This is a genomic window from Desulfoluna sp. CLI2B, assembly GCF_056847375.1.
The window spans coordinates 586,734-605,115 of the sequence record NZ_CP186557.1; the positions used below are offsets into that span (position 1 = coordinate 586,734).

18 protein-coding genes and 1 riboswitch are annotated in these 18,382 nt (G+C 58.6%); of the genes, 8 read left to right on the forward strand and 10 right to left on the reverse strand.

Going from position 1 to position 18,382, the window contains the following annotated elements; translation table 11 throughout:
- Positions 1 to 85: 85 nt before the first annotated feature.
- Positions 86 to 1,105, reverse strand: a complete 1,020-nt coding sequence (locus ACOYW2_RS02835) for a DUF3187 family protein (protein WP_482769324.1) — start codon at positions 1,103 to 1,105, stop codon at positions 86 to 88.
- A gap of 404 nt (positions 1,106 to 1,509) precedes the next feature.
- The gene (locus ACOYW2_RS02840) at positions 1,510 to 2,046 is read right to left on the reverse strand and encodes an outer membrane beta-barrel protein (RefSeq protein ID WP_482415128.1); all 537 of its coding nucleotides are present in this window, start codon (positions 2,044 to 2,046) and stop codon (positions 1,510 to 1,512) included.
- A gap of 967 nt (positions 2,047 to 3,013) precedes the next feature.
- Between ACOYW2_RS02840 and ACOYW2_RS02845 the strand changes: the two genes are divergently transcribed.
- On the forward strand, positions 3,014 to 3,550 hold the full coding sequence (locus tag ACOYW2_RS02845) for an outer membrane beta-barrel protein (protein ID WP_482415129.1): 537 nt from the start codon (positions 3,014 to 3,016) through the stop codon (positions 3,548 to 3,550).
- 43 nt (positions 3,551 to 3,593) lie between these two features.
- Here ACOYW2_RS02845 and ACOYW2_RS02850 read toward each other — a convergent pair whose 3' ends face one another.
- The gene (locus ACOYW2_RS02850; protein WP_482769325.1) at positions 3,594 to 4,418 is read right to left on the reverse strand and encodes a HesA/MoeB/ThiF family protein; all 825 of its coding nucleotides are present in this window, start codon (positions 4,416 to 4,418) and stop codon (positions 3,594 to 3,596) included.
- Between the two features lie 16 nt (positions 4,419 to 4,434).
- Complete coding sequence (locus ACOYW2_RS02855) at positions 4,435 to 5,169, reverse strand: alpha/beta hydrolase (RefSeq protein WP_482769326.1); 735 nt, start codon at positions 5,167 to 5,169, stop codon at positions 4,435 to 4,437.
- 522 nt (positions 5,170 to 5,691) lie between these two features.
- On the opposite strand from ACOYW2_RS02855, the gene ACOYW2_RS02860 reads away from it, so the two are divergent.
- The 4 genes from ACOYW2_RS02860 (at position 5,692) to ACOYW2_RS02875 (ending at position 10,553) form a co-directional block, all read left to right on the forward strand.
- Complete coding sequence (locus tag ACOYW2_RS02860; protein WP_482769327.1) at positions 5,692 to 7,626, forward strand: LTA synthase family protein; 1,935 nt, start codon at positions 5,692 to 5,694, stop codon at positions 7,624 to 7,626.
- Entirely contained in the window at positions 7,614 to 8,318 is a 705-nt protein-coding gene (locus ACOYW2_RS02865) for a phosphatase PAP2 family protein (protein WP_482769328.1), read from the forward strand. Before ACOYW2_RS02860 ends, ACOYW2_RS02865 begins: the two co-directional genes overlap by 13 nt.
- 159 nt (positions 8,319 to 8,477) lie before the next feature.
- A complete protein-coding gene (locus ACOYW2_RS02870) occupies positions 8,478 to 9,206 on the forward strand; it encodes a response regulator (protein WP_482770970.1) in 729 nt (242 codons plus the stop codon).
- Between the two features lie 33 nt (positions 9,207 to 9,239).
- A complete protein-coding gene (locus ACOYW2_RS02875) occupies positions 9,240 to 10,553 on the forward strand; it encodes an ATP-binding protein (RefSeq protein WP_482769329.1) in 1,314 nt (437 codons plus the stop codon).
- A gap of 17 nt (positions 10,554 to 10,570) precedes the next feature.
- Here ACOYW2_RS02875 and ACOYW2_RS02880 read toward each other — a convergent pair whose 3' ends face one another.
- From ACOYW2_RS02880 to ACOYW2_RS02890, 3 genes are all read right to left on the reverse strand, one after another.
- Positions 10,571 to 11,410, reverse strand: a complete 840-nt coding sequence (locus tag ACOYW2_RS02880; protein ID WP_482769330.1) for a pirin family protein — start codon at positions 11,408 to 11,410, stop codon at positions 10,571 to 10,573.
- 73 nt (positions 11,411 to 11,483) lie between these two features.
- A complete protein-coding gene (locus ACOYW2_RS02885) occupies positions 11,484 to 11,870 on the reverse strand; it encodes a peroxiredoxin-like family protein (RefSeq protein ID WP_482770971.1) in 387 nt (128 codons plus the stop codon).
- A gap of 12 nt (positions 11,871 to 11,882) precedes the next feature.
- Positions 11,883 to 12,131: a hypothetical protein gene (locus ACOYW2_RS02890; RefSeq protein ID WP_482769331.1), complete on the reverse strand. Its 249-nt coding sequence runs from the start codon at positions 12,129 to 12,131 to the stop codon at positions 11,883 to 11,885.
- A gap of 445 nt (positions 12,132 to 12,576) precedes the next feature.
- On the opposite strand from ACOYW2_RS02890, the gene ACOYW2_RS02895 reads away from it, so the two are divergent.
- Positions 12,577 to 13,620 (forward strand): glycosyltransferase family 9 protein, encoded by a 1,044-nt coding sequence (locus ACOYW2_RS02895; protein WP_482769332.1) that lies wholly within the window; start codon positions 12,577 to 12,579, stop codon positions 13,618 to 13,620.
- 85 nt (positions 13,621 to 13,705) lie between these two features.
- Here the strand turns inward: ACOYW2_RS02895 and ACOYW2_RS02900 are convergent, their stop codons facing one another.
- Both ACOYW2_RS02900 and ACOYW2_RS02905 read right to left on the reverse strand, forming a co-directional pair.
- Positions 13,706 to 14,338: a PEP-CTERM sorting domain-containing protein gene (locus tag ACOYW2_RS02900; RefSeq protein WP_482769333.1), complete on the reverse strand. Its 633-nt coding sequence runs from the start codon at positions 14,336 to 14,338 to the stop codon at positions 13,706 to 13,708.
- A gap of 22 nt (positions 14,339 to 14,360) precedes the next feature.
- Positions 14,361 to 14,437, reverse strand: a riboswitch (cyclic di-GMP riboswitch).
- Positions 14,438 to 14,768: 331 nt separating this feature from the next.
- Complete coding sequence (locus tag ACOYW2_RS02905) at positions 14,769 to 15,206, reverse strand: Lrp/AsnC family transcriptional regulator (protein ID WP_482769334.1); 438 nt, start codon at positions 15,204 to 15,206, stop codon at positions 14,769 to 14,771.
- A 153-nt stretch (positions 15,207 to 15,359) separates the two neighbouring features.
- Between ACOYW2_RS02905 and ACOYW2_RS02910 the strand changes: the two genes are divergently transcribed.
- Positions 15,360 to 16,010, forward strand: a complete 651-nt coding sequence (locus ACOYW2_RS02910; RefSeq protein WP_482769335.1) for a LysE family transporter — start codon at positions 15,360 to 15,362, stop codon at positions 16,008 to 16,010.
- A 39-nt stretch (positions 16,011 to 16,049) separates the two neighbouring features.
- On the opposite strand, the gene ACOYW2_RS02915 is transcribed toward ACOYW2_RS02910, so the two are convergent.
- Complete coding sequence (locus ACOYW2_RS02915) at positions 16,050 to 17,333, reverse strand: APC family permease (protein ID WP_482769336.1); 1,284 nt, start codon at positions 17,331 to 17,333, stop codon at positions 16,050 to 16,052.
- 140 nt (positions 17,334 to 17,473) lie between these two features.
- Here ACOYW2_RS02915 and ACOYW2_RS02920 point away from each other — a divergent pair, with 140 nt between their 5' ends.
- Positions 17,474 to 18,355 carry a LysR family transcriptional regulator gene (locus ACOYW2_RS02920; RefSeq protein ID WP_482769337.1) on the forward strand — a complete coding sequence of 294 codons (882 nt, stop codon included), beginning with the start codon at positions 17,474 to 17,476 and terminating at the stop codon, positions 18,353 to 18,355.
- Positions 18,356 to 18,382 lie beyond the last annotated feature (27 nt).

Sequence of the window (18,382 nt, forward strand, 5' to 3'; positions counted from 1 at the left end):
CAAAGGCACCATGCTTGCGGAAGGGGCAGAATTGACAAAAAAGAGGCCAAATCAGACTTTTTTGCCCCTGTCACTGCCCCGGGGATCACAGCCGCATGAACCAGCCCACATGAAGCCCGAAATCCGGGCTGTTGTCCATGGTGATGATGTTTTCGATAAGGGAGACATTCAGGCCGGTGCGGGGAGAGACCTTGTACTTGAGCCCTAAGTGGACCTCGTGGGACGATTCCTTCAACCCGCCGATTTTCTCCACCACCGAGGAGGAGTAGAGGTACTGGCCCACGGCGCTGAGCCTGGGGGTGGCCTGCCAGGCAAGGGCAAACAGGCCGGTGACCTGGTAGCTTTTCAGGTCGATGATCTCTTTTTCCGACGCCTCCTGGCTGCCGTAGAGGGTGTATCCGAGGATGCCGTAAGCGTGGATCCCGGAGAACACCTGCTTGGCGAAACCAAGACCTGCCCCTGTGTCCACCTCGTCTCCGTGTGAGATGACATCTGCTGTTTCAAAGGCGTACCGGGCCACCCCGTAGATGTTGACGTCCGGCAGCAATGGGTGGCTGTGGAGCATGGTGTAGTTGAGTAAAAGGCTGACCCCTGTGTTGTTCAAGTCCCCCGGGGACCTCTCTTCCGCCACGTTTCCGGTGGCAGGGTCGAAGAGCGTGATGGCGGAACGGCCCTTGCTGTAATTGTCCCTGCCGTTCTGTCCGATTCCCGCCAAATCGTGAAATCCCTGGATAAACCCGTCCATTTCCCCACCGAAGTAGCGCCTGCTGTCCATGACCACCGAGACCCCGAAGCGGTCGCTGATGCCGTAGCTGAAGCCAAGGGTGGTGTCCAGCATTTCGTAGTCCAGGAGGTAGGTTGGGTCTTCAGCCCACACATTGGTCCAGGTGGCCTGGGAGAAGACCTGCCAGCCGCGGGGGATGTCACCGGGCACAAGCAGGGGCAGGGTCAGGCGGAAGCTCTGGGCGATGGACTGGGAGCGTATGTTGAGGATCCCCGGGCCGAAGTCGGGGGAGGCGCTGTCTTCGTCTGCTGAGGCGAATTGGGCGGTGGACAGAAAAAGGACGAGAAGCAGGGTCGAGAGGCAGGAGGCAAAACGGGTCATGTGTCGGGCCTTTTCAGTGAACGTATGTCAGTGCGCTTGTCGCTCTGGGTTCGTGTCGATAGGGAAGCCCGAACAGTGAGCGGGCATCACCGGTATTTCGCGGATCGATTCGCTGGGCTCGTCACAGGCTGCGTCACCGAAGACGGTTCGGGCCTGTCTGTGGCCCCCCTGGGCGAGCACCGGGTTGTGCGACAGGGCGCACGAACGTGGGGCTGGCTCGGGGGATGTATAGGAAAAGAAGTATGTTTAGCATATGAACTATTTAGGCGCAAGGGTGCCCTGACAGCGCTCCCGCATTTGATAGCGAGGGCAGAAAGGTGTGTCAGGCCCGGCCGTGGGGGGACACGGTCGGGCCTTCCTGGGTCAGAGGGTGTGCATGTCGAGGGCGTCAGCCGGCAGGGGGCTTAAAACGCGCAGAAAACAGAAAAGGTCAGGTCGTAGAGAACCACCTCGTCCGTATCCCCGAAGCCCCGGTTGAACCCGGCGCCGAAGGTGACCCCCAGGTTGGGGATGAAGGCGTGGTCGATGCCGACCCCGAACCGCCCGATTCCGCCGCTTTGGGTGTCGTCCTCCCCGGAGGGCGCGTCCTCGGCTTCAATTTCCATGACCCCGGCCCCAAAGGCGATAAAGCCCCTGGTTTTTCCGCTGAAGGAGGAGAGATAGCGCCCGCCCAGGGTCACCAGGGAGATAGATGCATCTCCCCTTGTCAGGTTGTTTTCCATCTCAAAGTGGTCGCTGGTTGCGCCGTAGAGCTCAATTTCCCAGGCAGATGCCACCTGGTACCCCAGGGTCACGTGGCCGCCTAGGCCCGCCTCCTGGGTTGATGGGTCAAAGAGCATGGTGGGGCCTGCGGATATCCTCAATGAAGGCCCGCTCTCTGCCAGGGCCGTGGACCCCAGCATTACCAGAATGGCTGCAGATAAAAGGGTAATTCGTCTCATGAGCCGTATCCTTTGGATAGGGTTTGACGGGGGCCCGTTGCACAGGGCCGTTGCGCAAGATGTACCGGTCCCGGTCGTGCCTGCGGTATCGCAGGGGCGAGAAAAGTCGGGGCAAGGACCTGCGGGCAGCGGGGGCAGGAGAGGGAGGCGTCAAAGGGACGAGGCCAGCCTGAAAAGCAGGAGCGCAGGGGAAAGCGGAGTCCCGGAAAGGAGAGTGTCCGGCATGGGCTGCATGGCAGCGACATGGACGGGACGTGTTACATTGAATCAATGACCCATGATACTACGCCGTTGCATCGGCTCGCAACAGCAAACCCCGGTTTATGGAAAACGCATGGCAGGAAAAAGGCGGGCTTTAAAGCCGCTGGGGCGCCTCGGCATTCGTCCGTTGGCGAGGGCGACACAGCGACGGGAGGAGAGGCCGGTTTTTGACTTACGGGGCGTTGCTCTCCCGGCAAAGGAACGTGTGCAGGCCGTGTTTCCTAACAGGGATCGGGGCGCGTGTACAATGTCCTGTACGCTGTTCTTTGTAGCAGTACAGCGTATTGTTATTGCAGTCGATTGTGACGTGTTGTATGACTGCACCGCTTGATTTTCCGGAGTTCATTGTTAGCTTGAATGCAGTTGACAAATTGCCTTTTTTTACGAGTGTCCAGAATGCGTGAGTTCACAGTTCCGGAGGGCCGGAGCCAGACCGGACAGCGCATGCAGGGCAGGAGAGGTGAAAACGTGGAGGCCCACTCTTTTTCGGATTCGATATACGCCTGGATCGACCACCCGCCGTGATGGCACGGTGCCCGGCATTTCCGGCGGTGACGCCACCGCCCGGAACCACCGCAGGACGGTATTCAGGCTCCCGCACGGGCGGGATTTTTATGACTGGTTCCCGGAGCATGTTGCCCGGGGATGACACAAGCGGACAACAAACCCCGTTGACGGGGTTGGATACGTTTAAAGGATGTTAAAGATGAAACGAATGATTGTTGCAATGACAGCCGTCCTCATGCTGCTGGGCCAGAGCGCCTTTGCCGCTGAGGGACACACTTTTCGAATTTCCGCAGGCCCGAGCCTGTTTTACGACTCCATGAGCCAGGAAGCCGGTGCCGGAGGGTACCTCAACGTCGGGTACCGTGTGGCACCGTCCGTGGACCTGGACATCTACGGCGCCGTGACCTCTGATTTTGAGGTGGACAACGACCTGACCCGCGGAGACGCCTCGGTCTCCATGCTTACCTTAGGAGCGCGGTACCTCTCTTCCATGGGCGACAACAGCACCGGGTACATTGCCGCAGGCATCGGGGTTCTCAAGCTGGAGGCCGACGAGGTGGCCGCCGGAGCCGATGATTCCCGCACAGGCGGTGTGGCCCGGTTCGGGGTGGGGGTGGATGTGCCCCTTACGGATCATCTCGGGCTGACCTGCGGGGCAGGGTTCAGCCGCGGGCTGGGCTCCACGGACGAGATCACCCTCTTTGACCTGAGCACCGCTCTTTTCTGCACCTTTTAATTGGGCTCGGCCCTGCCCGCACCGTCAACCGGTCGGGGCCGGATCAGAAGTGAAACACCTCGGAGCGCATGGACATCAGGTCCATGTGCACCATGGTGGCCTGGCCCGAAGAGATGTGACCCAGAAGGGCCCCTATGATCTGAGTGCATTGAAGGCCCGCTGCCACCGCAGGGGTGGCGGCCGGTGTGCCCAGAACGGCTTCGGCTGTGGATTCGGCCTCGGCCCCGAAGAGATCGCCAAAGGAGGGGCCATGGGGCCAGAGGACCATGACCCGTGCCTCAAACCCGGAGATGGTGGCGTGGACCATGGGGATGCCCAGGCCCCGGGCCAGCTCCGAGAGTCTGGCCCGGTCCCCCAGGGTGTCCAGGCCGTCGGCCATGAGGTCTGCGCCGGTGAGATGGGGGCGGGCTTCGTCGCCCGTGATGTCCAGCCTGTGGGCCGTCACCGATACCGAGGGGTTGACGGCGGCCAGGGCTGCCCGGGCCGCCTCTGCTTTTCCTGAACCCAGGGTCTCCCCGGTGGCAAACACCTGGCGGTTCAGGTTGCTGGCCTCGAACACATCGGGGTCGAAGAGCAGGAGCCTTCCCACCCCCATGCGTGCCAGGAACTGAGCGATGTACCCCCCAAGCCCGCCGCACCCCGCCACAGCCACCACCTTGCCCATGAGCTGCTTCTGTTCGTCGCAGGTAAAACTCCCCGCATTGCGCACATAGCGCTCCGGCCAGATGCCCGTCTCCAGGGCAGCCTCGTAAACCTTCCCCACGGCCAGCCCCACCTCATCGGCTATTATTCCGGCCTCCGCCTCGGAGAGCATCTCATGCCCGTGCTCATTGGCTTGCGCCGCCTGCTGAATCCGTTTGATCATCATGTCTAAGCCTTTTGTTTCAGGTTTCCAGGAGCGCTGCTTTCAGCCAGGCAGTGGCACGGGGAAAGAAGCGGGCCTGGTGGTCGGCGTCGCTCATGCGGTGGTCGCCGCCGGGGTTGATGATGAGCTCCTTGGGGTTTCCGGCTTCGGCCATGATTTTGTGGGCGTTGTCCACGGGGACGATTTCGTCGCAGTCCCCGTGAACCACGAGAATGTGGTGGATGCCGGCAAGGCCGTCGGTGATGTCAAAGCCCATGTTCTCCTTGTAGTAGGAGAGGGGCACGTCGTGGAGCTCCTGCTGGGCGGAGATGGCCGCCTCGGTGATTCCCGTGCCGTTGACCGGTGCGGCCAGGCTCACCATGGCCTTGAGGGGAAAGCCGCGGCCTGCGAGGGGCTCCCAGGCTGCCAGGCAGGTGGCCCCGCCCATGCTGCTGCCGAAAAGGGCCAGGCCGTTGTCGGTAAGGCCCATGTGCCGGAGGACCTCGGCTGCGGCCAGGAGGTCTTCCACCCGGGTGGTGAGGGTGGTGTCGAGGAAGCGACCCTCGCTTTCACCGCACCCCCGGTGGTCCAGCCTCAGGTAGGCGGCGCCGAAGTCGTTGCAGCAGCGGGCGAGGATAAGCTGTTTCCCCGACTCCTTGGTGGAGAGGAGGCCGTGGGAACCGATGACAACCGGAGGGTTCTCGGCGTCTGGCATGTGGAGCACGGCTTTGAGGTGAATGCCGGAGACGGGGATGGTGAGTGTTGTTTCTGTCATGGCGCTTGCCTTTCAAAGGTCCTTTCATGGGTGGTTCGGGTCGGGAAAAACAGGATCGTGTGGTGACTGTAGCCCGGGGCCGGGCTGATTTCAAGGGCGAGGGATCCAGCTGTACATTTTGCTACAAACGCCGAACCGCCGGTGAAAAGGGGACCTTGGCCTGTGGGGCTTCCCTTGCCACCGGTTCCGCCACACAGCTTGCAACAGACCGTTACACTTCCCCAACAGACATAAAGGGCCTGATCCGTCATGGTGTCCCTGCAGCGAACACACCCGAAGAAATCGGGTTGAATGACCGTTTCAAAGGAGCGTACCCCTGCCCGGGTGGTCATGCGTCAGCATGACCGACCTGCTGAAGGCGGCAGGGGGCTCCTTGGAAACAGTCGTGAATCGCTTGTGTTCCCAAACACCTTCCATACGACGCATAGGCCACAAAAAATGAACGATTATCCTTCTGTACCAAATCAGACGCCATCCCATGGTTCCGGGTTGTTTCAGCGGATGAGGCAAGGGGTTCGCTCTTTGTTCATCGACCGTTTTTCTCTGCTCGGCCTCTTCATCGGAGTTTTTCTGGGTGTCAACGCCGTGACCCGGACGATTCTCATGACCCTTTCCGCCTCCCAGGTGGACTTCGGGTTTCACCAGCTGGTTGCCATCTATGGGGTGGGCCTGGTTTTTGACGGCATCACCGCCTTTTATTTTATTATTCCCGTTGTCCTCTACTTCGTGGTCGTCCCGGACCGGGTGTTTCGGCACCGGTTTCACCGGCCCGTGGTCCACCTCTTTTTCTTTGTGGGTGTTTATATCCTTTGCTACGGGGTGGTGGCGGAATGGCTCTTCTGGGATGAGTTCGGCAAGCGATTTAATTTTATTGCCGTGGATTACCTGGTGTACACCACCGAGGTCATCGGCAACATCATGGAGTCCTACCCGGTATATCCCATGCTGGCAGGCCTGTTGGTGCCCTCGGGACTCATCTATTTTTTCTGTGCCCGCAGCCGGGCTTTCAAGGGGGCCCTTGCGGCGCCGTGCCCGTTCCGTCACCGTGCGGCAACAGGGTTCATGTGCCTTATGGTGCCGGTGGTCTGCTTTCTGGGGGTGGACAGCTCCAGGGTCCGTGTTTCGGAGAACACGTTTAACAACGAGCTGGCAAAAAACGGGGTGTACGAGCTCTTTGCGGCCTTTCGAAACAATGACCTGGATTACGCCAGTTTTTACGAGCAGCGGGACACCACCGAGATGCTCGCCCGCCTGCGGAAGCTGGTGGCCACCGACAATGCGGAGTATCTGAGCGAATCGCTCGAGGATATCACCCGCAGGGTGGTCAACCCCGGGGATGAAAAACGGCTTAATATCATGCTTGTGACCATCGAGAGCATGAGCGCCGAGTACATGGGCATCTTCGGCAACCGGGCGGGGTTGACTCCGAATCTGGACAGGCTGGCGCGGGAGGGGCTTTTCTTCGACAACCTCTACGCCACGGGCACCCGGTCGGTAAGGGGGCTGGAGGCCCTGACCCTGTCCACGGTGCCCACGGCGGGCCGCAGCATCGTGAAGCGCCCCGGCAACGAGGGCATGTTCTCTTTGGGGTACCTCTTTAAAGAAAGGGGCTACGACACCAAGTGGATCTACGGCGGGTACGGCTATTTCGACAACATGAACTACTACTACGCCAACAACGGGTTTTCGGTTGTGGATCGCACCGATATGTCCAAGGAGGAGAAAACCTTTGCCAATGTCTGGGGCGTCTGTGATGGGGATCTGTTCAACCGCTCCCTCAAGGAGGCCGATGCCTCTTACGCCGCGGGCAAGCCCTTTATGAATTTTGTCTTTACCACCTCCAACCACCGGCCCTACACCTACCCGGAGGGCAAGATCGACATTCCGGTGAAGACGGGGCGCGCAGGCGGGGTGAAGTACACGGATTACGCCGTGGGCGAGTTCATGAAGGCGGCCCGCAAGAGGCCCTGGTTCGACGACACCCTCTTTGTCTTTGTGGCAGACCATTGCGGCAGCAGTGCCGGGAAGACCAGCCTGCCCCTTCGCAAGTATGAAATCCCCCTGATTCTTTACAGCCCCAGGACCATCGAGCCTGCGCGGGTCAGCAAGCTCTGCTCCCAGATCGACGTGGCCCCGACCCTTCTATCCTTGTTGAACTGGGATTACGACAGCAAGTTTTTGGGCAAGGACATCCTGGCCATGAAGCCCGAGGAGGAGCGCGCCTTTGTGGGAACCTACCAGAAGCTGGGGTACCTGAAAGGGGATCGCCTTACGGTGCTGCTTCCCAAAGGGGGCACCGAGGCCTATGTGTACGACCGGGTGACGAAACAGCAGGTGCGTGCGGCCATTGACGACTCTGATCTCACCGACGCCATCAGTTTCTATCAGTCCGCCTCCTGGCTATACAAAAACGGGTTGACCCGGCGTATCACAGGGGAGCAGGAATGGGATTCCTAAGACGCATTTCCCTGGGTGCGGCGGTGCTCGTGGCGGTCCTGGCCCTGTTTGAAGTGACCGACCTGGACCTTTGGGTCCAGGACAGCCTGTTCAATTTCGAGACCGGCTCATGGCTGGTGGACCGCAACGCCGTTGTCCCGCGCCTTCTTTTTTATACAGGGATCAAGGGGATGATCATCGCCTTCGGGGTGATCCTGCTGGCACGGTACGGCCTCTCCTTTCGAACGAAAGACGGAGTGGCCAAAGAACGCCCCGGGGTCAGGCAGCGGTGGTTGACGGTGATACTCTCACTTATCGTGGTCCCCCTGACCATCGCCACCATGAAGGATGTGACCAACATCTATTGCCCGTCCCAGATCGAGCGTTACGGAGGGGACAGGCCCTACGTGAAACCCTTTGAACCCTATCCGGAGGCCTGCACCCGCTGTGATTCCGGTCGCTGTTTTCCGGCGGGCCACGCCTCCGGGGGCTTTGCCCTCATGGCCCTGGCCCGCCTGTTTGGGGACAGGCGGCGAAAGATGGCCGGGCTGGGGGCGGGGATGGCCCTGGGCTGGGTAATGGGGGGCTACCAGATGATGAAAGGCGCCCATTTCTTGAGCCACACCGTGGTGACCATGGTCATGGCCTGGATTCTCATCGACTGCCTTGCCGAGATCGCGGGAAAGGTACACCCCGGGTCCGGCTTCGTATGATAGACTCAGAGGATACAAGGCAGGCATCAGCCCCGGCGCGCCTTGACCTGATCCCCTATAAGTGATGATGTAAGCATGCGCGGGCTGGATTCGACCCACAACAGACGAGGTTTCGAAAGGTTTTTTTTGGATGATGTATAGGAGGACAATGTGAGGACAATGGGGGCCAAAGAGGTGCTGCTCGTGGAGGACGACCTTCCCCTGGCGGGGTTGATCAGTGAGTACCTCGGACAGAACGGGTACACGGTAACCCAGGTGCATGCCGGTGACGAGGCGGTTTCCGTCATCGCATCGTCGCAACCGGACCTGGTCATTCTCGACCTGATGCTTCCCGGTCTGGACGGCCTGTCTGTCTGCCGCGAGGTGAGGCCTCTCTACCCGGGGCCTATTTTGATGCTCACGGCACGGGAAGACGACATGGACCAGGTGGCGGGCCTGGAGATGGGGGCCGACGATTATGTGAAGAAGCCGGTGGAGCCCCGGGTGCTCCTGGCACGGATCCGCGCCCTGTTCCGGAGGTACGAAGGGGCGCCCCCTTCGGCCGAGGCAAAGGGCGCCACAAAGGATCTTCGTTTCGGCGGGCTGGAGATTAACCTGAGTACACGGACGGTAAGCTTTTGCGGGCAGGACGTGAAGCTCTCCACCACGGAGTTTGACACCCTCCGGGTCCTTGCGTCCCACGGGGGGGAGACCCTCAGCCGGGATGACCTGAGCCGGGAACTCAAAGGGCGGGAGTATGACGGCATCGATCGGTCCATCGACATCTGCATCTCCCGGTTGCGACGAAAGCTGGAAGAAAACCCGGAAAAGCCGGAGCGCATCAAGACGGTGTGGGGCAGCGGGTATCTTTTTGTGACGGACGCCTGGGGGGAAGAATCCCTAAGCTGATGGTGCCACCTGCGGGGACGGAGGCCCGCTGCCGTGAAACGAATCTTCTTTACCATCTACGCGCTCATTGTCTGTTCTTTGCTTGCCATTGCCCTGGGGCTGACCCCCATTGCCGACCATTTGATGAAAGGGGCCGAAGTCGAGGAGGAACGCTCCGAGTTCAGGGGGATTTTTTCCCTGATCGTCGCAGACCTTATCTCCATGCCCGAGAGTTCCTGGCAGGGGTTCCTTAACGAGCTGAACCAATCCTTTGATTACCCCATCACCCTGGAACGAAACAAAACCGTCCGCCTGCCCGAAGCCTATCGAGGGGCATATGACGAAGGACAGATCGTTCCGGGCAACGAAGATGTGGAGATTCTGGTGCAGAAGATTCCTGGCAGCCAGTACAGCCTGTGCATGGGGCCGTTGCCTGAGCCCGAGAACATCAGGCTCATCGAGTCTCTTATGGTGGTGGTGGCTTTTGTGATTCTTGCCATCCCTGTTTTTGTCTGGTCGCTGTTTCTCTGGAGGGATCTGTCCAGGCTGGAAGAGGCGGCCCGGACCTTCGGACGGGGGGATTTCTCGTCACGGGCCAGGGCCTCCCGGTTTTCAAGCCTGGCCCACCTGAAGCTCACCTTCAACGCCATGGCCGACCGGATCGAAAACCTCATCGCCTCCCATAAGGAGCTGACCAACGCTGTCTCCCATGAGCTGCGGACCCCGTTGTCCCGGATCCGTTTCGGCATGGAGATGGTGAAGACCGGCAAGACGCAGGAGGAGCAGAACCGTTACTTTTCCGGCATCGAACGGGATGTGGGAGAGATCGAGACCTTGGTGGAGGAGATGCTGACCTATGCCCGGTTCGACCGGGAAACCGGTCGGGTGGAGCCGGAGGCCCATGACATGGTCGCCTGGCTGCGTTATCTCGTTGCCTGTGAGGAGTCCAACGACGGGGTACGGCTTGAGCTGGAGGTACCGGAGGTTCCCCTGGAGTCGTGGTTCGACCCCCAGTACATGGCTTGGGCCGTGCGAAACCTTATCCGAAACGCCATGGGCCATGCCGCGTCCCGGGTGAGTATCTCCGTGGTGAATACGGATCGCATGGTGCGCATTCTGGTGGACGACGATGGCCCCGGCATTGCGGAAGTCCACCGTGTCCGTATCTTTGAGCCCTTTGCCCGCCTGGACACCAGCCGCAACAGGAAATCCGGGGGCTACGGCCTGGGGCTCTCCATCGTCAAGCGTATTGCCGTGGCCCATAAGGGCACGGTGACGGTGGACGACTCTCCCCTGGGCGGGGCCCGGTTTACCCTCTCCTGGCCGGGGACCCCGCCGGAGGCAAACAGCTCGGTGCAGCCACTGTAACCCCATGCCATCCTGGCTTACAACTTGACGAAGGTTCCGCTACGGTACTCGAGAAAGGCCAGGTCCAGCTCTTCCTGTGTGTTCATGACGATGGGGCCTTTCCAGGCCACGGGCTCTCCGATGGGGCAGCCCATGAAGAGAAGGAACCGGAACGGTTCGTCCGGTGCCTCCACCTCAATGTCCGTTCCGGGGGAGAGGTGGGCCAGGTGCCGGCTCGGGACCTCGGTACCTGCGATGCGCCCCGCTCCTTCAATACCGTAGACCAGCGCTGTGTGGCCCTGGGGAGACTCATGCCGGAATGAGGCGCCCCTGGGGACGGTGCAGTCGATGTAAAGCGGTGCCGTCACCACATCGGTCACCGGCCCTGAGATGCCTGCGGCGGTCCCGGCGATGACCTTGACGCGGCACCCTTCGGAGGTCCGGGTTTCGGGGATCCGGGCGGCCGTGAACTCACGGTACCTGGGTGGCATCATCTTGTAGGAGGCGGGCAGGTTGGTCCAGAGCTGGAAGCCGTGCATGGCACCGCTGGCGTCTCCCTGGGGCATCTCCTGATGGATGATGCCGGACCCGGCGGTCATCCACTGCACGTCCCCGTCTGAAATGACGCCGCTGTTTCCCAGGCTGTCCCCGTGTTCCACGTCCCCTTTGAGCACATAGGTGATGGTCTCGATACCTCGGTGGGGGTGCCAGGGAAATCCCTTTGTGTAATCCTCAGGGTTGTCCGACCGGAAGTCGTCCAGGAGCAGGAACGGATCGAACATGGGGGCTTCAAGGAATCCGAAGGCCCTGTGAAGGCGGACTCCCGCGCCCTCGGTGATGGGCTGGCCCCAGAGAAGGGTCTCTACATGTCGTTTCATGGTGTTCCTCCCGGGGGTGCTGAAGCCTGTGCCCCCGCGTTGTGTCCCAACGTAATCTCGTGAACTATCCGGGTTAGTCGTCAGGGGAGACGATGGAAATCACCTCCCTGGGATCGGGACGCCTGGTGTAGTCCGGGTGGGCTTCTGCGCTGAGGACCTTTCCGCTGGGGTCCAGAATGAACCGGGCCGGAATGGGCAGTTCCCAGGAGTCATCGCCGTTGAACCGCGGCACGTCGATGCCGAACCCCAGGTAAATGTCTCTGAGTGGAAGGGGCAGCCTGTGCACCAGCCCAAAGGCCGAAGCCACCGTGTTTTGGGGATCGGCCAGGATGGGGAAGGTAAGCCCGAGTTTCTTGGCCAGGGGTTTGGAAAATTTTGCCTGCTGGGGGGAGACAGCCACCAGGGAGGCTCCCAGGGAGGTCAGGGCCGGGACGATTTCCTGCAGAGCTTCCAGCTCCAGGTTGCAGTACGGTCACCAGGCTCCACGGTAAAAGGTGACCACAAGGGGCCCCCGGGCCAGGAGGTCTCGACTGTCCACGGGCTGTCCCGCGGCCTCGGACAGGGTAAAGGCAGGGGCCTGCATACCCGCCTTGGGGATGCGGTCCAACAGATCGGAGGCCGCCAGGTCCCGGGTAGCCTGGTGCATGATCTCCAACGCCTCTTTGGGGGCGCTTGCCTCAAACTCTTGTTTTAACGCGTGCAGTTTGTCCTGCAGTTTCATGGCAACCTCGCTTTTGATGGGGATGGTGTGCCCACCTGAGCCTTGAGGACGAATACGGAGGGGGGATAACGGTCGGCAGTGGCTTCAGGTGCATGGCACGGATATCCAAGGGCGGTACGCCGGATGGTTCCAGAAAAAATGATTTGTCGGTGTCTTGGATGCTCAATGATATCATACCCCCTCATCAGAGCAAAGAAGAGGACGGGCAGGCCGTGTAACCGGAATGGTGCTGCGGCGTTCAAAAAAACACCTGCCGGAAGCACAACGGAATCAGGTGCCGTTTTTTGTGTTGGTTCACTTGGGGCTTGCCGCCTGTGCGGCGGGTGTGTAGTGTTACGAACTGAAATAGCTCTTTTTGTTGCCTGTCGTACGTAGCGGTTATCTTTTCGGGAATTGATTTTTGTCTTTTGAGAAAATGCCACCACGACCAGTTTGAGGAGGGCGAATGCGTGTGAAGACCGTTCTTGTAATCCAATGCGGTGCTCTTGGGGATTTGATCTGTTCCACCAGCGTCATTGATGCGGTGGCCCGTCAGTTCGGCCCGGGGACCTGCATTGATTATGTGTGCAAGTCCGGGCCCGGGGCCCTGTTTTTTTTGGACAAACGGGTGAACAAGGTTTTTGGGGTGAACCATTGTAAATGGCCGGTGTGGCTCCATCCGGCAAAGCGCGACGTCGTCAACTCCTCCCGGAAGGTCCCTTACGATCTCCTCATAAATTTCGGCAGCGGAAAGCAGTTCAAAGGGTTGGTGCAGAAGATTCGTGCCGGGAAAAAGGTGGGGTTCCACAGCACGGAGTCCCATTTTCCAAAGGGAATCCACATGGTGGACGCCTTAAAACGCATCTTCAGTGATGTCATCGACGACGAACATCTTTGGCGCGCTTTGCCTTCTCTGGTGGGTACCCCGGTTGAGGAGGTGAAAGCAACTTACGGACTGGACCATCGGTATCTCGTGGTGAGCCCCAGCAACTCCCATCACCACAAAAAAAACGTCAATCATCGTGCCTGGGAGCAGGACTCATGGGCGGAACTGATTGATGCCCTGAGTCGGGATATTCAGGTGGTGGTTGTGGGAAACCGCGGCGAGGACGATTTTTTTAACCGACTGAGGCCCTTTCCCGCAGGCGTTGTGGACCTGGTAGGCAAAACACCCGTGGTGGACCTGGTGGGGGTGATCGACGGGGCCGTGGGGCTCGTTGCCACGGACACGGGAACGGCCCACGTGGCCTCCGCCACAGGCACCGAGGTGTTTACCCTTATCGGTCCCACGCCCGCCTGTGAAACCGCTCCTTACCAGGGACCGTTCAACACCGTACACATCATTTCGGCCAACCTGCCCTGCAGTCCCTGCTACAAAACCGAGGCCATGAAAGCCTGCCGCGACAACCGCTGCATGAAAGACATTTCCGTGTCTGACGTTTACGATCTGGTGGCCGCATCCTGTCTTGGGGGGGAAGGGCTTCAGGACAAAAAATCCGCAGCATCCTGAGATGCTGCGGAGCGTATCGTCAATGCCTGATATGCCGGAGCATCGGTGTTGAATTGCCAACCCATCGATGGTCCGGCCTTATGGCTTAGTGCTTATGGCTTTTTTTCCTGCGAAACCCGGCGATGCCGCAAAGGCCGAAACCCAGGAGGAGTATGGTGGAAGGCTCAGGCACAGGGCTTGCCACCAGTGAGGTATCGCCACTCATGTCGTCCACCAGCCACATGTTCCCGCTGTCATGCAGCACGACATAATCGATGAAGGTACCGTCTGTTGCGTCGATTCGCAAGAAATCCATGGGGCCGCCGGTGTTTGAGTTGCCCTTGGCGGTGACCATGGTCCCGTCCGTCAGGTAGGCATCAATGTAAAACTCGGACATGGAGCTGTAGCCGGTTTGGAACCAGGTGCCGTTGTCGTTGGCAAAATCGACCTTGACGCCCCGGGCATCTGCTCCGCTGCCGGCCCACAACCACATATTGCCGTTGTGGTGGAACAATCCATCCCCATAACCGAGATCGTCCGAGGTGGTGTTATACCCTTTGCGACTGTCGCCATACATCGGCGCATTGCCCGAAAAATCTAAAAACTCGATCCCTTCAATGCCTTGGACCCTGGCGCCGTCGACCCCGTTTTCAAAGTCGATGGAAAAGGCCCACGCCCCGTTTATCCCGAGAAAAACCATAAGACCTGCCATGCACAACACCTTTAACAATTTTCGCATCGTTGCTGCTCCTTGGTTGGCTCAAGGCAACCCGGCTGTCTCCCCACGAGACCCGTGGCTTTCCGTACCTGTATCGCTACAGGGTCGGCTTTGGCTTGATGTGTGATTCCAAAAATGGCTGCTTGGTAGGTGTGTTACGGTGAGACTGTTTGGTAGTACTTGTTTAGTAAGAAAAATGAAAAATGTCAATTGCGAATGAGTATAGAATTATGGGGCGTTATCACTCTTTTGCCTCGTATTCATTGCCGGGATCCTGCCTTGTTCCGGGCCGTCTGGCCGGGCGCAGTCAGTCTGTATGGTCACCATGGAAGGGCTCCGGAGCAAGAGTGCGTAACGAAATATCGCCGCGACGTTTTTTTTACTTGCTGCAGGTGTTGTGGGGGGGGGACGAGGGGAGGCGATTTCTGAATACAGGAGGGAGGGAACTTTACTAAGGCGCTTTTAACGTGGACATGACCATGAACGAATGGATCCGTTCCAGGCCCGGAATGGTGGCCAGGGTATCGAGGTGGAAGTCTTCATAGGCGTTGATATCTTTCACCGCCACCTTTGCGAAGAAATCGAACTGGCCGGCGAGGTGGTAGATTTCCTTGACTTCGGGGGCCTCGGCCAGGGCTTTCTGGAAGTCATAGAGTGCCTCTCGGGTGTGGCTCTCCAAGGTCAATCCAACGATGATCACCAGCCCTTCAGAAAGGGCTTCCGGGTTTATCACGGCCTGGTATCCGGTGATAACCCCCCTTTCTTCCAATGCCTTGACGCGCCTCTGGCAACTTGAAACAGAGAGCCCCACACGATCTGCCAGCTCTGCATGTGTGACTTTTGCATTGAGTCTGAGCTCATGCAAAATTTTCCTGTCAATGGTATCCATGGCGGTAATAATACCTGAATTATCCTGATAAAGACATAATAATTGGTGATTATATCCACGTTGGTTGGGTTACAATACCAATCCAAATCACCCAAAGGGGGCCCATGCGCCCTCTTTATCTCTTCAGGCACGATTGTATCAACAGGAGGCACTATGAACATGGCAAGCATTGAAACCCTGCCATATTTGTCGGAACTTATTTCGGTGAGCGTTATTGCCATGTTCATGGCCATAAGCCCGGGTGCAGATTTCGTCATGGTGACAAGAAACAGTATTTTTCACAGCCGCTCTGCAGGTATTTTATCGGCTCTTGGGGTCGGCTGTGCCATCTGGATTCATGTGACCTATTCCATTGCCGGGTTGGCCCTCATCATTTCACGGTCCATTGTGCTGTTTTCTGTTCTCAAGTACGTTGGCGCAGCCTATTTAATCTACATGGGTTGGAAGACGCTTACATCAAAAGAATTGATAGACATGGATGAGCCTTCTGCTGGAAATGCATTGTCTAACGGGGCCGCCTTTAAAATCGGTTTTGTTACAAATGCCCTGAACCCCAAGACCACTATTTTTTTCTTGAGTATTTTTACACAGGTCGTTCATCCTGAAACGCCGATATGGATGCAACTTGTTTACGGGCTGATCATCTCATTGTCCCATGTTGCGTGGTTCACCGGCGTGGCGGTTTTTTTAAGCCATCCCATCTTGTTGCAACGGTTCCAACATTCAAAGAGTGTGATCGAAAAAGTGGTTGGCAGTGTCTTGATTGGGTTTGGCTGCAAGGTTGCTGCAGCAAACCATGGTTGATGGGGTGTTACGATTCAGGTTTATCAAAATCAAGGGCGATCAGCTTTCGAGTTGGCTCACCTCGCCGACGGAGGCATCGTTTTTCACCATTGGGCTTGGATGGTTGCATACGACACAGACCGTGATGGCTGCCAGTCCCACGAGGGGCAAGATCGCTGAGAAGCAGAGCAAGGCGATGAATCCTGTGAAAAGGAAGAGGCAGGGAACGCGAAGGGCCATGGAGGGAAAAAGGCGAATGGCCGCTGCGACGGCCATGAGGGAATTGGCCAGGAAAAAGACGTTTGCCACCGCCACGAGTTGTTCCAGAGAGACCCATTTAAAATGGAGCAAAAGGAGATCCGCCCCATGAAAACAGGAAAGGGTGGCCAAAGCGGCCACCGGTACCCCGTTTTTATTGCACCGGGAAAGCCATCCCGGCATGTGCCCCTCCCGGGCCAGGGTGGCCACAAGCCTTGATACCCCGCCAACGATGAGAAGCACCGTGCAGATGCAGAGGAGGGATGTCACGACCATGACCACAGCCTCGGCAGATACCCCGAAAAGGGGCCGTACCACCTGGGCCACCGATACCATGGTGCCGTTCTCTCCCACAGGATGATTCGCTGATGACGTGAACACGGCCCACGCCACCAAAAGATAGATGCCGCTTATTCCCGCCACCCCCATCATTGTCGCTTGAGGAATCGTTCGTTTAGGGTTTTTCACGTCCATGGTGTAGTTGCCGACCACCTCCCATCCGACGATGGCCCAGAAAAGAACCAGCAGCGTACGCCCCATGGCGGAGAGATCGCACGGAGTATCCGGCCATGGTGCCATCGGGGTTTTGGCAATGGTGGCAAGGCTTCCCGCTGTGAGGATCACGCCGATGCACAGGCTGGCCGAAAGGGCTACGCCCCCCAGAACCGAGATCCGTCTCATCAACAGGACCATGCAGAGAAGGAGCATCCCTGCGGAAAGGCCGGGCAGGGAATCGGGGGGCCACCCAAAGGTGCGCGTCATGGCATCGGCTGCGGTCATGAGCACCGCAACGGGCCCCACACAGACCGCGCACATCATATAGACGGAGGTCAGGTGCCCGGCCCGTTGCCCAAAGGCTTTGCGCACGGCGATGGGCACGCCCTCCGAGCCGGGATAGTGCAAGGCCATCTTGGCAAAAAGCCCGGCAAACACAGCCCCCAGAGCCATCATGATGAGCCAGGCCGTGACCGACCAGCTTCCCAGGCTTGCCTGGGCCATGGGTACAAGTACAACGACCCCCGATCCCAGCACCGCTCCGGTGATCAGCCCGCTCAACTGCAGCGGTCCCATTTTTTCCTTTGGCATGTGCCTCCTTTCGCAAAAAAGTGACGCCACCTTACCAAAGGGCACTGTATCTTCAAAAACGAATGTTTCGCTTGAAACGTTCGGAAAAACCGATAAGGATAGGGGCTCTTTTTTATCCTGTCATTCTATAGGGGGGACCTATGGACATCCGACATTTCCAGACCCTGAAGGCCATCGTAGAGCAGGGCAGTTTTATCAACGCCGCCCGGGCCCTCAACTATGCCCAGTCTTCCATCACCTCCCATGTGAAAGCCATTGAGGACTATTACGATCAACCCGTCTTCGATCGATTCGGCAAACGGGTGGTGCTCAACGCCTTTGGGGCCGAGGTATACCGCCACTCCCTGGTGCTGCTGGCCGGCTACGAGGACATCTGCAACTTGAAAAATGACACAGACGAGCCCTCGGGCTCCATTCGCATCGGCGTTCCCGAATCCACCATGCTCTACCGGCTTTCGCCCGTTTTGCAGCGCTACAAAGCGCAATACCCCAAGGTAGAGATCATCATGCAGAACACCTTGTGCCCGGTGATGCGCCGCGCCCTCAAAGAGGGCGACCTGGACTTGGGGTTGCTCTTGGAACAGGACGTGGAGGAGCCCGACCTTGCAAAAAAGCTGCTGCTCAAAGAACCCATGAGCATCGTTCTTCCCAGGCAGTATCCGGCAGACGACCTCGTGCCTTCAGAGAGACACGTCATTCTCTACACGGAAAAGGGATGCAACTACCGGAAGGTGTTTCAGCGGTTATTGGAAGAGAAGGGGATACAAACCGACAACGTCATCGAAACCGCCAGCGTGGAGGTGATCAAAAAGTACGTGCTCTGCGACATCGGCGTCTCGTTTTTGCCCACCATTGTGATCAAGGACGAGCTGGCACGCGGAGAGCTGAAGCATGTGCCCTGGGAGTCCCACGACCCCGTCGAGTTGAAGATCGCGTATCACAAAGACAAATGGCTGACACCCGCAATGAAGGAGTTCATCCGCTTTGTCTCAGACGAGGCCGTCCAGTGGCAAGCCGCGTGAGATCGTGATTGCTCAGTAGAATAATGC